Origin of the sequence: Tenacibaculum halocynthiae (assembly GCF_964512825.1) — a bacterium.
GTDB lineage: Bacteria > Bacteroidota > Bacteroidia > Flavobacteriales > Flavobacteriaceae > Polaribacter > Polaribacter halocynthiae.
On the sequence record NZ_CAZELG010000028.1, the window covers coordinates 278,511 to 292,981 of the forward strand.

A 14,471-nucleotide genomic window follows, 5' to 3' on the forward strand; every position below is an offset into this window, starting at 1 on the left:
TACTATTCTTTGAACGTTGTTTTCTCAAACAAATCAGTCACTATATGTTGAAGAGAATCTGGTGTAACCTTTCTAAAATATCCTATTAAATCATGAGTAGTTGCATATCTTTTTGTAGTTATTTTCAATTTACCATTGATGGTATTCCAATCATTCAAAAAGCTCTTCAGCGCTTTATTTACTTGCTCCTCTCCTACTATTTTTTGAAATTGATACATATTGATTGTTCCTTTAGCATAATATACATACTCTTGATTTTCTACCAATGCCAATGAAGGTTCTTCGACTGCTTCTCTATCTTTTCCTTTTTTATAAATCTCTTTTTGAGTTTCTAAAAACTGAAGTAGTTTTTCTTCTGAATACTTCTGTTTTAAAACCATCATAGCAGCATATTGTGATAATGTTTCTAAAATAAAGTTTCTGCCTTTTACATTTGCTGCTTCAACCTGCATACCAAACCATTGGTGGGCAATTTCATGTGCTGTTACGTAAAATGCCATATCCACATCTTTTTTATCATCAATATTTAAAACAAAGCCTATAGATTCTGAAAATGGAATGGTTCCTGGAAATGATTGCGCAAATTGAGCATAATTTGGAAACTCCATAATACGTAGTTGCTTATATTGATAAGGACTGAAATTTTTGGTATAATACTCTAAAGAAACTTTCATTGAAGTCATCATACGTTCAATGTTATAGCTATGCTCTTTATGATAATAAATTTCAAGATCAACTGGCTTATTATTCATAGAATCTTTACTAGAAATCCATGTGTCTTTTTCAATTTCATATACTGCCGAAACAATGGAGAAAAAATTGATTATGGGAATTTCCATTTTATAATGAAAGTAGTTGCGATGATTTTTTGTCCATTTTTTTAATAAATTCCCAGGTACTAATGCTGTTTGATTTTTTGAAGTACCAATAATCATTTCAAAATTAATTCCATCAGAGTCACTACCTGACCTAGCATTTACTAATTCATTAGTATTATCTCTATCAGATTTATTATTTCTTAATGGTAGTTTATTTTCTTCACGTTCATCAGCATTTCTTAATTCATATTTTCTATTATATCCAATTGTAGGTAGATCAGAATTGTTAAAAAATGTTCCGTTGTTGTTGATGTTTACATTAGAGTTTCCTAATTCAAATCCTTTTGTAGTAAAACGTTGCTTGAAATACATTTTTACAGAATCACCTGGTTTTAATGTTTTTGTAAGGTTGAAAATTAAATAGTCAAATTTTTCGTATTGATGATTAATAGTGAATCCGCCTTCAAAAGAAATACTATGCAACGTAACGTTTTCTTCTATGAGTTTTTGAATGTGAATTGATGTAATATCTACAGTATTTGTGTTTTTCAATATATATGAGCCTTCTACTAGGTAATTTCGCATTGAAGGATAAAGTTCTAATTGAAGGTTTACATCTACAATTTTTGGCTGTGGTATATATTCAAACTGCTTTAGTTCTTTTTCATAAGCTACTCTATATGCGGTGGTTTCAGAATCACTCCAGTGTTTATTTAAAATATTTGTATTGTAAAATACAAAGCTTCCAATAGTTATAAATGCTAAAAAAACTAAGCATGCGAATTTGAAAAATGGTTTGCTTACTCTGTATTTACTAGCTTTTATTCGTTTTATAAAGTTGGTTTCTGTACCTCTAACATGTACTGAAGAAGCAATGATTAGTAGTAGTAGTCCGAATAGCAACCAATAAGATTTAATAATGAGGTATGGTTTTAAAAAATGACCATATCCATTCATAGCTGAATATGTTTTTAATGAACTACCTCCAAAGAAATACAAATCGTGATCAAAACCAAATAACCCAAAAGCAATATTGGAAATGAAGAATATAATTACAAATAAAATACCAACAAATTTATTATTTATTACCGATTGAATAAAAAATGCTACACATGTGTATAACGCTAAAAAAGGTAAAATTTCTAGAAAAAAACCATAAAAATAAACTTGAAACTCGTACTTATAATATCCACTTATTGTTTGAAATATAATCCCTGAACTTATTAAGGCTATCATTAATACCACGTAAACTAAATTTAATCCAACATACTTGCCCAATAAGTTAATAAAGCTAGACATTGGTGTGGCATCATAAATTATATGTAGTTTAGCACTTCTTTCTTTCCAAATCAATTCTCCCGAATAAAATACTAAAAGAATAATGAAGAAATAAATGGATGTTTCTTTAAGTTCATCAACAATAAAATAAGTTACAGGATAACTATCTACTCCATATACGGTTCCAAGATTTACTGAGTTTATAAGAATTATAATCATACCACAAATAACAATTCCCCAAAATGATGATTGTTTGCAAATACTTATAAAATAAAACCAGGAAAATTGTTTTAATTGTATACATTTTGCTAATAAACCATATTCTTTTTTAGCATTAGGTATTACAATGTCTACATTTTCATTACTTCCTTTAACGGCTAATGTTTTTACTTGTTTTTTTCTTGATTTCTTTTCTTTAACTACATGAAAATTAAACTTTTTATAACCATATGTCAACGCTATGAAGCCTAGAAATAGCCAAAACAATTTATTATACATAAGTGCTCCCCAAAATGGAAGGTATTGTGTACTCTTTTCTAAAGTAGACCATGATTGTGTAATAAAAGTGGTAGTAGTTAATGAAAATGGATCTAAAATGGCTTGCCAAAACGGATTAGTAATTGCTTTGGTTAGCATAAATACTACAAACAAAATGATACCTTGTGTGTAAACAACAATTAAGTTCCTACTTAAAGCACCAGTAACAAAAAATAAAGATGCTCCAAAAAATAAGGTTGGCAAGGTTATTATTAAAAATGTCTTTAAATATACAATTACATTAAATTTTAACAGGCTATCTGGGCTATGCCATGGCATAAATTCACCTATTATCATTCCGAATAAAACACCTGAAAACACAAATAGTAAAACAGTAAAAGATCCTAAAAATCGACCTACTAAATAATCTTTTTTATTGATAGGAGTAGAAAACAGTAAAGACTCTATATTATACTCAAAATCTCTTAATACAGATACGCCCATAATCATTGAGGCAAGAATCATAAATATTCCAGTAATAGCACCCATAGTTTTTGCTATAACTATGGGTGAGTTTTTCTTCATTAATCCCATTTCTGAACCTTGGAAAATAAAATCTACACCAACAATTGAAAATAGAAATAGAAATAAGAAAAACACATAGGTATCTGGACGTTTAATTCGATATTGTATTTCGAACTTAAAAATATTGTACCACATAATTAGTTAGAATTAGAGTTAGTATTACTAAATATTTTAGAAAAGTATACATCTTCTAGTTCTGCATTGGTTAGAGAAAATCCACCTCCCGGATTCTTATCGCTTAATATATGAATAGTTGGCTTTCCTAGAAATAGCTTTTCACTAATTACCTTATAATTTTCTTTGTAAATTTTTAATTCTTCTTTTTCAATTGTTTTCTTATAAACTTTATCTTTTAAACTCTCTAGTATTTCAAGTGGCTGCCCCTTTAAACAAACTTTACCTTGATTAATAATTGCCATGTTTGTACAGAGCTCTTTAACATCATCAACTATATGTGTAGATAAGATAACTACAGTATGTTCACCTAACTCACTCAAAACATTGTAAAATCGATTTCGTTCTAAAGGATCTAATCCTGCTGTAGGTTCATCTACAATGAGTAACTTCGGGTTATTAAGTAACGCTTGTGCAATACCAAAACGTTGCTTCATACCTCCAGAATAGCCTTTAAGGTTTTGTTTTCTTACATCGTATAGATTAGTTTTATACAAAAGTGCTTTTACTAGTTCATTACGTTCACTTTTATTTGTAATTCCTTTTAATACAGCAAAATGATTAAGCAATACTTCTGCAGATATTTTAGGATATAAACCAAATTGTTGTGGCAAATAGCCTAACACTTGTCGTAATTCATTTTTTTGTTTTAATACATCAATATCACCAAGAGTAATAGTTCCAGTATCTGCTTCTTGTAATGCAGCAATAGTTCTCATTAAAGTAGATTTTCCAGCTCCATTTGGACCTAACAAGCCAAACATGCCTTTAGGTATGTTTAATGAAATGTTTTGTAATGCTTTAATTCCATTAGAATAGGTTTTTGATAAATTATCAATAATAAGTTCCATACTGTTTTTTGATTAATTATTTAACGCAAACCTATAAGCTATTCCTAATACGAAAAAGGAAATGGGACACACCTCTTGTTAAGTGTGACGCAAACACTTTTGGAAAGTATAAACGTATTTCATCACTACTAAATAAGTATTTACCCCTTTCTAACCATTATTTATCAACTAATTTGTAGGAGGAGGTTTATTTATTTAATATTGACATATGAAGTTGAAAATATCTGATAGAAAAAGGAAAATTCTAAACCGATTTTATAAAATTACACTTGTAATTGTAGGTTTTATCCTTGTAATTTTTAATGACACTTTTGGTAAAATTGAAGGATTTGTAGAGTTTATTGCTTTATACTTCATTATTTTATTTATCACAATTGCACATTGGATTTTTAAACAAATTAAATCCATTATTAAATTAAAGAATGAAAAAGAAAAAACAGAATTACTACATTTAAAAAGTCAGGTTAATCCACATTTTTTCTTTAATACCCTCAATAATTTATATGGATTAATGAAAAAAGGTTCTAAAGAAAGGGATATGGTACTCAAATTATCTGATATGATGCGATATAGTATTTATGAGGGAGGAAAAGATTGGGTAACCCTCAAACAAGAAATAGATTATTTAAAAAACTATATTGAACTTCAAGAAATTCGTTACCATAAAAAGTCTGATATTCAATTTAATTCTGAAATTGGAAATCCTCAAGCTAAAATTATGCCTTTGTTGTTTATTATTTTAGTAGAGAATGCTTTTAAGCATGGATTAGAAAATTTAGAAAAAGATGCTTATATCCATATTTATTTAACCGAAAATAATAATAAAGTAAGTTTTGACATTGAAAATAATTTTGAATTACATCAGAAACCTAATCATCAAGGAATTGGTTTAAAAAATTTACAAAGAAGATTAGAATTGATATATCCCAAAAAGCATACACTTGTTTTAAGTGAAAATACTAATACTTATAAAGTTACACTATCTTTAAAGATAAAATAATGAGATACTTAATTATTGATGATGAACATATAGCCCATAAGATTATAATGGAATATTGTGAAATGTTACCGCATATGAAGCTGCAAAAAAACTGTTATAGTGCTTTAGAAGCTTTGAAATATTTAAACACTCATCAAGTTGATTTAATTTTTTTAGATATAAATATGCCAAAGTTAAAAGGATTTGATTTTTTAAAAACGCTTACAGCCCCACCTAAGGTTATAGTTACTACAGCTTATAGTGAGTTTGCAATAGAAGGCTATGAACTTAATGTTATAGATTATCTTTTAAAACCATTTAGTTTTGAACGTTTTTTAAAAGCTGTAAACAAAATAAATGACTCAAATACTGTTTCAAAAAGCACTAGTATTGATGAAAATACCTCAGAAATAAAGCGTATTTTTTTGCGTCAGAATAAGTCGTATATACAAATAGAAATAGACACTATTTTATTTATAGAAGCTTCAGGAAATTATACTAAAATTGTTTTAATAAATGAAATCATTACCATAAGAGAAAAAATATCTGATGTCTTAGAAACATTACCTTCAGACAATTTTTTACAAGTGCACAAATCATTTGCGATAGCTATAAAATATATTAATAAAATTGATGGGAATAGAATACACATTCGAGAACATACAATTCCTATTGGGAAATTATACAAAGTCAATCTTATTAAAATTTTAAATTAGAGATCTAAATATTATACTTTTTTTATCAAAAAAAACTTAATTTTCAGATAAATTAGAATAGCTTCTTTAAATGTTGTTTTTTAATAATACAATCTAAAATCAAGTAACTTACAAAGTTTATAATGTCTTTGATATAATTCTTCTACAATAGCTAACATATTCTCGTCTTTTTTAAACAAGTTAAAGAATACTTTATCAAGATCTGAGCTAGTAATTCCATTAAATTCATTTCCGTAGCCAGAAATTCCTTTAGCTCCAGTGATATCTAAAAAATACTGAGCTTCTTCTTCGTCTAAATCTAATACTTTGGCATTTGAAAAATGCAAAATCTTTCCATTTAACCTACCTTCAAAAATTTCTGCAATCTCCTGTAAACTATAATAGTAGTCATTTAAACAAATACTGTTTGCTTCACCTGTTATAACTAAGTATATTATTTCATAGTCTTTAAAATTATGATCATCCAAAACCAATGTATTTAAGCTAACTTCTAGCCCTTCAATAGTGTCGCAAGTTTTGTAAATACTTGCTACTCCATATTGCATGGTTAATTGTTCTAACTTTTTTTGTGTTTCGGTAAACGTCTCCATTTCTATATCATCAACCGCTTCTAAACAGAATATAAAATAGTCTGTATTAGTAAATTGTTCTTGGTATAATTGTGGTGTTTTCTCTAACAAATTTCAGGATTTATTCAAACTATTTTAAAGCACAAAAATAATATAACTCTTTTATTTTTTTTAGTATTTTGTGTAAAATTCAGGAAACATTCTAACAAATCATGTGTACTTTTAATTAGATTTATACTTAAATTTGTAACTGTTTACTTTAAACACTGGAGTAGTATTTATAATACTCATTTTTATAATCAAATACATTATTTACCTAATTATGCCTTTTAAAAAACTTGATGTTAATATAAAAGAGAAATTATCAGAATTAGATTTTGATACCCCTACTCCTTTTCAAATTAAAAGTATTCCAGTAATAAAAAGTGGTAAAAATTTATTTTGTGTTGCTCCTAAAAATAGTGGTAAAACAACAGCGTTGATTCTTACAACAATGCAAAAATTAAAATGTAAAGAAGTAGGTGTTGCACCTAGAGCTGTTACCCTTGTGGAGAATAATGAAAAAGCATTAGAATTATACAATGCTTTTTTAAAGTTTACAAAAAGTACTTCATTACGTGTTTATGTTTGTGATGAAAGAGAGCATATAGATTTACTTAAATCAGAAATATTTGAAGGAGTAGATATTTTAATTACTACTCCTAAAACTATGAACAAACTATTGTTATTAGAGGGAGTAAATACTACACAATTAAAAATAGTTAGTTTTGATGATGCTGAATATTTAGCTAACAAGTCTGTAATTTCTGATGTATTATCTATTACTCAAAGTATTCATAAATGTCAATATGTTATTTATTTAGAAAAAATGAATACCACGATACAAAATTTAGACAATTATTTTATGCTTTACCCTGCAAATATTTCTGTAAAGTAATTATTATAAAGCTTAGAAATTACATACTTTTTTTAATAGTACGTAAACACAAAATAAAGTTGTAAATTTTCATATATCGTAGTAAGTTAAACTAATTAAATTTAAAGAGTTCATATAAACATTATAGGGGCAATAGAAGTTAGTATAAACAAGTAATCGAATACCACTTCTTCTCAAATACAGGATGCTACTTATTTAGTAATTCTTTTTTGTATAAATATTTTACGATTTTTCTAAATAATACCTTACTTTATACTTACAAGGACCGCTTCTACATTTACTACTAACTTAATTAGACTCTCAAAAAACATCATAAACAAATTTAGATTATAAACTTCAAGTTTTAAAATGGAGCAAAAGTATCTTTAGGACTGTCTGGTAAGCTCCAACGTTGGTGAGAACTAATTTTTTCTTTTTTAATTTCTGTAAATACTGAGTTATCAACACTACCGTAGCTACTTACTCCTCCACGGGGAATTTGCATACGGTTTCCATATAGCCACACGACCAAGTTACTTCGCTGACCACTGATGATTGGATGTGTTGCGTGTGCGATGTTACCACTATGAATTATTGCTTTACCTGGTTCAAAAACAGTTTGTACAGTTTTTCTTGAAATCTTATCATAGAAATCAACTTGTGAGCCTTTAAATTTTTCATCAGGTAAATTAATATTTATATTCAAAGTAGCTGCTGAAGCGTCAGTGTGTGCATGCAAATCTTTATCTTTCTCAGGGTTGTACTGAATTGAAAAACCAAATGTTTGGTTATCATAACCGTAAGTACCAAGTAGTAAACGAGCAATCGGACGCATATAGCGGTTCATTATATCATTATAAAAAACTTGGAAATTAGGTGCAGCTAAGTACCCATCCGAGCGTGGGTCAAGCATAATACCATAACGATTTAATTGAATACCATATGGTGGTCGAACAGGAATTTTCGAAGATACTATAGCTTCTAAATAATTTCGGAATTCTGTTAAGCGTTCAACGTCAAAAAACTGTGTAGAATAAACCCCAGGAATAATTTCTTTCCATAAATCAGCTACAGCATTTTCTTTTTCTGGGTTTTTCCATGCTTCATTAATAACTTGTCGCAAGTTTGAGTCAAGTAGCATTTCATCAGGAATTAGTAAATTTTCTTTATTTTCGATTTCCCATTCTGCCCATGCATTTTCTAATAACTTCCGATTACTATTCCAAAAATAAGATACAGACGACTTTCGTTGTAGTGAAGCTTCACGAGAAGGTAAAGTAAGCGCACGAGCTTGTGCGAGTGCATTATTATGTGTCATTTTTCTTTATTTAAATGTTTTTATTAAAAACGAATGCTTTTACTTACTATAAAAACATCCGTTTTTACTATTAATTAATCTTAGTTGCCAATAGTTATTCTCTTTGAATTTCTTGTAAATCAATTAACATGTTTTCCCAGTTTTTCTGATTATTGTGATCAAATTGTGCTCCATTTTCATCAGCGATTGTAAAACGTTTGATTGCAGGTGTTTTACTAGTAGCTTGAAATAATTGATAGGCCTCTTCTTTTAAAGCTTCAGAAATTGGCAAATCGATAGAAGCATAAACTGCACGTTTACAAGCTTCGATAGATGCTGCTGGAAATTTAGAGATTCGTTCTGCTAATGCATCTACATATACACCAATTTCATTAGCATCTAATGCTTTGTTAATAGTACCAAATTTTTCTGCCTCATCAGCATCCCAATCTCTTGCTCCTAAAATAATTTCGAGAGCTTTTCCTAAACCAGTTTGTCTTGCCATACGTGATGCTCCACCACCACAAGGTAAAATACCCATACCTACTTCCATTTGCATGAATTTTGCTTTACCACGAGCTGCAAAACGCATATCTAAAGCTAAAGCCATTTCATGCCCACCACCACGAGCAAAACCTTCAATTTTTGCTATAGTTGCTTGTGGTACATTACTTAATCGTTCTAGTACAGATTGTAAATCAAGTAGTTTAACTTCATTTCTTGGCACTGCTTCTTCTGACATATCTCTTAACAAGTTGGTATCATAATGACAAACCCAATAACCAGGATTTGATGATTGAAATACAACTACTTTAACACTTCTATCTCGTTCTAATCGAAGACATAAACTGCTTAAGTCTGCTAACATTTCTTGACCTTGCACATTAACAGGCCCAAAATTAATATCTACAGTTAATATTCCTCCTTTTTGTTCTGTATTAAATGTTTGAAAATTTTTGTAATCCATTGTATTTATAGTTAAAAATTAATTATTAATTGCTGCAAATGTGTGTTGTTTTATTTTACCTTTTTCAATGATATAAGTATCGGTTGCTAGTTGTATATCTAAATGTTGATTTTTTCCATTCCAAACGAAATAAACTACATTATCATTGGTTTCTTGTTTGATAGTATTAAATTGAAAACCTTCAAAATTTGGTAAGAATTCTTTATAAAAACTGAAAATTTCTTCTTTTCCTTTATAGGTATTTTCTGGCGTAATAAAAATCGCATCATGCGAATAATCCTCCATTACCTTTGAAGGATATAACATATTTACAGCCATCATATGTGCTTCAAAAACTTCTTGTGAATTTTTCATTATAACTATTGTTTAAAAATTATAATGCAAATTTACTTTGAGTATAGTGTTAAGGTTTAGTAAGAAAAAATGAGGATTTAGTAAAAAAAGAGGAACCTAAAATTAATCGATAATTTTCAAGCTTTTTTTATAAGTTTTAGCAGTGATTCCTTTATAAGTTATAAATGTTTTATCAAGATGACTACTATCAGTAAAACCTAATTCTTGGGCAATTTCGGTAATTGTTAAATCGGTATGTTTTAAGCGTGTTTCAGCTAGTTTTAATTTGTAATTAAGAATGTATTTTTTTAGACCAACATTCATTTTACTTTTAAAATATTGACTAATATAATTTTCTGAAAAATGAAATTGATTTGCTAATTCCTTTTTTGTAAGTTTTTCTGGGTTGTGAATATTATAATTTATATAATTAATAATATCTTGAATTTTAGAATTAGATTTTTTTGAAGAAATAAAATTTACATTTCTAGAAATAATATGTAAAATCGTATGTAAAGTAGATTTTAATACAACTTCATTCTTCAATTTTTCATCATTGTATTCGTTACACAACACAGTAAACAACAAATTCAAACTACTTTTATCTGTTTTAAATTGTATATTTAAATGTGATGTTCTGTCAGAATTATGTAGGATTGTTTCTATTCTTCTGAACCAATCTTTTCGTTGTACTTCATTTTCATTTAAACTAAAAGTACTAAAAAAATTATTTAGAAATTTTATAGCAGAAACTGTAGTTCGTGTTTCAATTTCTAAATTATATTGATCATTAGGAATTAAAATGAATAGTTCATTGTCGTTATACTTTACTCTATGATTATTGATTATAATTGTTCCTGAACCCTTTTCTATATGTAAAATTTCAAAAAAACGTATAGGTGTGTATTGACAAAAGTCCAACGATGTTGCCTGTTCAAATTTTTGAATTACGATATTTTCAAATATAGTTCTTGACATTAATTAATTTTTAAATCCCCATTGGTGCGTATATAGATAATAATCTCTCTTTCTGTACTATTCAAAACTGTATGTATCGATTTGTCTGTTGAACCAAAATAACTTCCTGCATCCAAAACTTTTATTTCTTGACTTTGAGGTATCTTATAATTTATCAGGCCTTTAATTACAACTGAATGTAAAACCGTTCCATTTGTTTCTATTGTTCCATTATATCTTTTTGGAAGCTTTATAAAAAGACTCTTTAAGCCATTATCTTTATTCCCTAAAAGAAAACTAATTTCTGCTTTACTATTTGAAGCAACCCAATTTGTTTTATCGCTATTCAGCCAAACTAAGTTAGAAGTATCTATATTTACAGGTCTTTCGCCATTATCAAAGGCTTCGCTCGTTGGTTTTACAAGATATGGACCATGGTCAATTTCTACTAATGCGATGTTTTCTTTTCCTTTGGCTGAAGTAATATGTGATTCGCCTTCTGGTTGTGTCCAAAAGCTACCAGGTGTCATCCACATATTTTTAGCATTTTTATCATCATTATGTATGAACCCATTGATAACCACTGCTCGATAAGTGACATTATGAATATGAGGTGGCGAAGAAAAACCGTCAACAAATTTCGCTAAAAAACCAGTTGATACTTCTCCTTTTCTATCTCCCCAAATGGTACCAGCTTGTGGACTTTGGTCTCCTCTTGCTGGATTTAGTACTTCCCATTCTATTTCAGATGATAAAAGGACTTTATTTGTAGGTATAATACTTATTGGTTCTTCTTTCTTTTCTCTTGATTTACACATGATTAATGTAAATACCAACATGAATAATATTACTGTTTTTTTCATAAATCAATTAGTTATTTATAATATCTTCAGTTTTTGTTATTAATGCTAAAATTAAATTTTCATCATAAGCATCTGGATGAGCAGGAGCAAAAAAACCTTTTGGATTTCCTTTATCATTATCAAAATATTTACCTGTACTATTTTTGTATTCTTCAGAAACTGCTAAATCATAAATTATATCTGATCCTTTTGTTGCTGAGGACCAATGTTGTCCATAAGCTTCATTTGCCATTTTAGTATTTAATAAAGAACCTGGATTAACAGCGATTGTCATTATTTTTGAATTTGTTTTAGCAAAGTAAAAACTCCACATAGTTAATGCTAGTTTACTTTGAGAATAAGCCTCACTACTATTTTGAATGTCCATACCCGCTAAAGCTTCATCAGTAACATGTGATTGTGCTGCTGAACTTAGATTAATAATTCTTGGCGCTTCAGATTTTTTTATAATTGGAAGAATAGTATTGGTTAAAAGATAAGGAGCAAAATAATTAACAACTAATCTAATATCAAAATTTTTGAAATTACTAGTTGCTGTAGTTTTAAAAATACCCGCATTATTAATTAAGATATCTAATTTAGGAATTTCATTATTAATATGCTTCGCCATGTGTTTAACATCATCTAAATTTGAAAAATCAGAAGTAAAACCACCTATGTTTTTATTTCCTGAAACTTCTTTTATTTCTAGGATTGTACGTTGTAATTTTTCTTTATTCCTTCCATGAATATATATTGTATGACCATCTTTTGCAAATTGAATAGCAGTAAGTTTCCCTATTCCATCTGTACTCCCTGTAATTAAAATGGTTTTATTCATGATATTTCTTATTAAACACTTTAAGTGAATATGTCTTAGTTTTTATTTATAAGGTACAAATATACCTAGATGACTCATGGATTTTCCAGTAAAAATTAATGTAGTTTCAGTAAAAAACAAGGATTTAATTAATCATAATAAGATGTTTCCCCCTTTGTTAAACTATAAAATGTAATAACACTTATTCAAAGATTAAAATATTCTGTATACAGAATATTTACTATTCTATTTTAAGAAAAAAGATTTTAATTTGATAACTGATTCTTTAAAAAACCTTTTTTTACTTGTTCATTAACTATTATGCTTTTAAACATTTTAACCTTTATTTTTTCTTTATTCGCCTTTATAAAAATATACTCAACAATACTGAAATCATCTATGAATAGATCAAGTATATTAATACATTTAAATCCTAATTCGTCTTTCGGTAATTTAAATTGATTAGATAGATGATTAACTAGGACTTCAAAAATTTTTGGATGATTATTTTCAAAATAGTGAATTGCATTTATCTGTTTTTTATTCATAGAATGTAAAAAACTTACAACTATATTATTAGCATACATATTACAATACCCATCTGTCTCTTTATCAATAAATATAGTATCTCCATTATCGTTTAGCTGCCTAAAACCTATTTGTAGATGCTATATAAATATAGCAATCATAATCTCTAGTTTGCATTATATATTTAATTTGTAAATACTAAATATACTAATAACACGCTAATTATAAAGCTTCAAAAGTCTCTTTAATTCAAATTATCAAATGCTATATATCAAATATCTTTTTTAACAATTTAGTAGTTAATATCTTTAATTTTGAAAACATGTATTACCTTTTGCTAAAGTTTTATAAAATATAATGAACTTTGAAACTAATAAATTCAATTAAAAAATTAATTTAGCCGATGAATGAAGTTAGCTCAAATTAAAAATTACCTCAAAGAACCTTACCCCTATTATTATGAAAAAAGTGATAGGTTACTTTTATTATTGTTATTTATTTCTATTTTAAGTTTTCTATTTTCATATTTTTTTGAACCTTTTGTTGTTAATGTCAATGAACATAAAATAAGTTATTTTTGGATATTGCTTATCCATGCATTTACGCCTTTTCCAATTGCTTACTTATATTTCATTCTATTAAATAACTCAAAAAAAGATACTGAAATATGGACATTAGGAAAAGAAATATTCCATCTTTCAATGATTCTATTGGTTATTGGTATTACTAGTTTTTTAATACGTGATTTAATTTATACCAATCCAGATAATTGGTCTTTTAAATATTTTTGGGAAGAAATTAGAAACACGTTTTTAATAGGTATTCTTTTATTAGTAGTTGTACTGCCAATTAATTTAGAGCGTTTAATAAATAAACATAAGGCAAGTTTAAAAGAAATAACACCTATTAATTTTGACTCTACCTCTCATAATTTAATAATTTCTATAAAAAACAGTATGTCTGAAGACTGTTTTGAACTTAAAATTAAAGATTTTCTCTTTGCAAAAGTAGAAAGTAATTATACAGAAGTTTATACATTTTCAACTAACAAAATTCATAAAACATTAATTCGTGTAACTCTAAAAGATCTTGAAGAACAATTAAAATTAGTTTCTCATAATATCTTTAAAACGCATCGCTCTTATTTGGTTAATTTAAATAAAATTAATTCAATTTCAGGAAATGCTCAAGGTTATGAATTAGTTTTAAAAAACAGCTCTCTAAAAGTACCTGTATCACGTTCTAATATTACTAAATTTAATACCGCTTACTCTAAAGTTTAAGATAATATCTCTTGTATTTCGTCACTTTAGCTTGTTATATATCACAATTCAATTAAAGGCCTTCAATTTGTTTTTATGTTT

At 27.6% G+C, this 14,471-nt stretch carries 14 protein-coding genes; 4 read left to right on the top strand and 10 right to left on the bottom strand.

The annotated features are described in order from the left end of the window. Positions 1-2: 2 nt before the first annotated feature. A complete protein-coding gene (locus ACKTTQ_RS10460) occupies positions 3-3,293 on the bottom strand; it encodes an ABC transporter permease/M1 family aminopeptidase (protein ID WP_408049162.1) in 3,291 nt (1,096 codons plus the stop codon). A gap of 2 nt (positions 3,294-3,295) precedes the next feature. Next, positions 3,296-4,183 carry an ABC transporter ATP-binding protein gene (locus ACKTTQ_RS10465; RefSeq protein WP_408049163.1) on the bottom strand — a complete coding sequence of 296 codons (888 nt, stop codon included), beginning with the start codon at positions 4,181-4,183 and terminating at the stop codon, positions 3,296-3,298. Between the two features lie 208 nt (positions 4,184-4,391). On the opposite strand from ACKTTQ_RS10465, the gene ACKTTQ_RS10470 reads away from it, so the two are divergent. Beyond that, complete coding sequence (locus ACKTTQ_RS10470; protein WP_408049164.1) at positions 4,392-5,183, top strand: sensor histidine kinase; 792 nt, start codon at positions 4,392-4,394, stop codon at positions 5,181-5,183. Next, positions 5,183-5,878 (top strand): LytR/AlgR family response regulator transcription factor, encoded by a 696-nt coding sequence (locus ACKTTQ_RS10475; protein WP_408049165.1) that lies wholly within the window; start codon positions 5,183-5,185, stop codon positions 5,876-5,878. Before ACKTTQ_RS10470 ends, ACKTTQ_RS10475 begins: the two co-directional genes overlap by 1 nt. Before the next feature lie 80 nt (positions 5,879-5,958). Here the strand turns inward: ACKTTQ_RS10475 and ACKTTQ_RS10480 are convergent, their stop codons facing one another. After that, positions 5,959-6,558 (bottom strand): DUF6642 family protein, encoded by a 600-nt coding sequence (locus ACKTTQ_RS10480; protein ID WP_113787140.1) that lies wholly within the window; start codon positions 6,556-6,558, stop codon positions 5,959-5,961. Positions 6,559-6,769: 211 nt separating this feature from the next. Between ACKTTQ_RS10480 and ACKTTQ_RS10485 the strand changes: the two genes are divergently transcribed. Then, on the top strand, positions 6,770-7,384 hold the full coding sequence (locus ACKTTQ_RS10485; protein ID WP_408049166.1) for a DEAD/DEAH box helicase: 615 nt from the start codon (positions 6,770-6,772) through the stop codon (positions 7,382-7,384). Between the two features lie 343 nt (positions 7,385-7,727). On the opposite strand, the gene ACKTTQ_RS10490 is transcribed toward ACKTTQ_RS10485, so the two are convergent. The 7 genes from ACKTTQ_RS10490 to ACKTTQ_RS10520 all read right to left on the bottom strand — a co-directional run bounded on the left by ACKTTQ_RS10490 (position 7,728) and on the right by ACKTTQ_RS10520 (position 13,127). Then, complete coding sequence (locus ACKTTQ_RS10490) at positions 7,728-8,504, bottom strand: 2OG-Fe(II) oxygenase (RefSeq protein ID WP_408049167.1); 777 nt, start codon at positions 8,502-8,504, stop codon at positions 7,728-7,730. A gap of 271 nt (positions 8,505-8,775) precedes the next feature. After that, on the bottom strand, positions 8,776-9,627 hold the full coding sequence (locus tag ACKTTQ_RS10495; protein ID WP_093871180.1) for an enoyl-CoA hydratase/isomerase family protein: 852 nt from the start codon (positions 9,625-9,627) through the stop codon (positions 8,776-8,778). Between the two features lie 18 nt (positions 9,628-9,645). Next, positions 9,646-9,981 (bottom strand): nuclear transport factor 2 family protein, encoded by a 336-nt coding sequence (locus ACKTTQ_RS10500; RefSeq protein WP_093871179.1) that lies wholly within the window; start codon positions 9,979-9,981, stop codon positions 9,646-9,648. Between the two features lie 102 nt (positions 9,982-10,083). After that, positions 10,084-10,938 carry an AraC family transcriptional regulator gene (locus ACKTTQ_RS10505; protein ID WP_408049168.1) on the bottom strand — a complete coding sequence of 285 codons (855 nt, stop codon included), beginning with the start codon at positions 10,936-10,938 and terminating at the stop codon, positions 10,084-10,086. Then, positions 10,938-11,780 (bottom strand): DUF4437 domain-containing protein, encoded by an 843-nt coding sequence (locus ACKTTQ_RS10510; RefSeq protein ID WP_113787134.1) that lies wholly within the window; start codon positions 11,778-11,780, stop codon positions 10,938-10,940. Before ACKTTQ_RS10510 ends, ACKTTQ_RS10505 begins: the two co-directional genes overlap by 1 nt. 7 nt (positions 11,781-11,787) lie before the next feature. Further along, positions 11,788-12,600: an SDR family NAD(P)-dependent oxidoreductase gene (locus ACKTTQ_RS10515; protein WP_113787133.1), complete on the bottom strand. Its 813-nt coding sequence runs from the start codon at positions 12,598-12,600 to the stop codon at positions 11,788-11,790. 245 nt (positions 12,601-12,845) lie between these two features. Then, on the bottom strand, positions 12,846-13,127 hold the full coding sequence (locus ACKTTQ_RS10520) for a hypothetical protein (protein ID WP_299133914.1): 282 nt from the start codon (positions 13,125-13,127) through the stop codon (positions 12,846-12,848). A gap of 387 nt (positions 13,128-13,514) precedes the next feature. Between ACKTTQ_RS10520 and ACKTTQ_RS10525 the strand changes: the two genes are divergently transcribed. Then, positions 13,515-14,390 carry a LytR/AlgR family response regulator transcription factor gene (locus ACKTTQ_RS10525; protein ID WP_113787131.1) on the top strand — a complete coding sequence of 292 codons (876 nt, stop codon included), beginning with the start codon at positions 13,515-13,517 and terminating at the stop codon, positions 14,388-14,390. Positions 14,391-14,471 lie beyond the last annotated feature (81 nt).

Bases quoted from the DNA above. Each gene is read 5' to 3' on its own strand.
- ACKTTQ_RS10515 (WP_113787133.1), bottom strand. From the start codon at position 12,600: ATGAATAAAACCATTTTAATTACAGGGAGTACAGATGGAATAGGGAAA.
- ACKTTQ_RS10495 (WP_093871180.1), bottom strand. From the start codon at position 9,627: ATGGATTACAAAAATTTTCAAACATTTAATACAGAACAAAAAGGAGGA.
- ACKTTQ_RS10465 (WP_408049163.1), bottom strand. From the start codon at position 4,183: ATGGAACTTATTATTGATAATTTATCAAAAACCTATTCTAATGGAATT.
- ACKTTQ_RS10500 (WP_093871179.1), bottom strand. From the start codon at position 9,981: ATGAAAAATTCACAAGAAGTTTTTGAAGCACATATGATGGCTGTAAAT.
- ACKTTQ_RS10460 (WP_408049162.1), bottom strand. From the start codon at position 3,293: ATGTGGTACAATATTTTTAAGTTCGAAATACAATATCGAATTAAACGT.
- ACKTTQ_RS10490 (WP_408049167.1), bottom strand. From the start codon at position 8,504: ATGCTACTTGACTCAAACTTGCGACAAGTTATTAATGAAGCATGGAAA.
- ACKTTQ_RS10520 (WP_299133914.1), bottom strand. From the start codon at position 13,127: ATGAATAAAAAACAGATAAATGCAATTCACTATTTTGAAAATAATCAT.
- ACKTTQ_RS10475 (WP_408049165.1), top strand. From the start codon at position 5,183: ATGAGATACTTAATTATTGATGATGAACATATAGCCCATAAGATTATA.
- ACKTTQ_RS10525 (WP_113787131.1), top strand. From the start codon at position 13,515: ATGAAGTTAGCTCAAATTAAAAATTACCTCAAAGAACCTTACCCCTAT.
- ACKTTQ_RS10470 (WP_408049164.1), top strand. From the start codon at position 4,392: ATGAAGTTGAAAATATCTGATAGAAAAAGGAAAATTCTAAACCGATTT.
- ACKTTQ_RS10505 (WP_408049168.1), bottom strand. From the start codon at position 10,938: ATGTCAAGAACTATATTTGAAAATATCGTAATTCAAAAATTTGAACAG.
- ACKTTQ_RS10485 (WP_408049166.1), top strand. From the start codon at position 6,770: ATGCCTTTTAAAAAACTTGATGTTAATATAAAAGAGAAATTATCAGAA.
- ACKTTQ_RS10510 (WP_113787134.1), bottom strand. From the start codon at position 11,780: ATGAAAAAAACAGTAATATTATTCATGTTGGTATTTACATTAATCATG.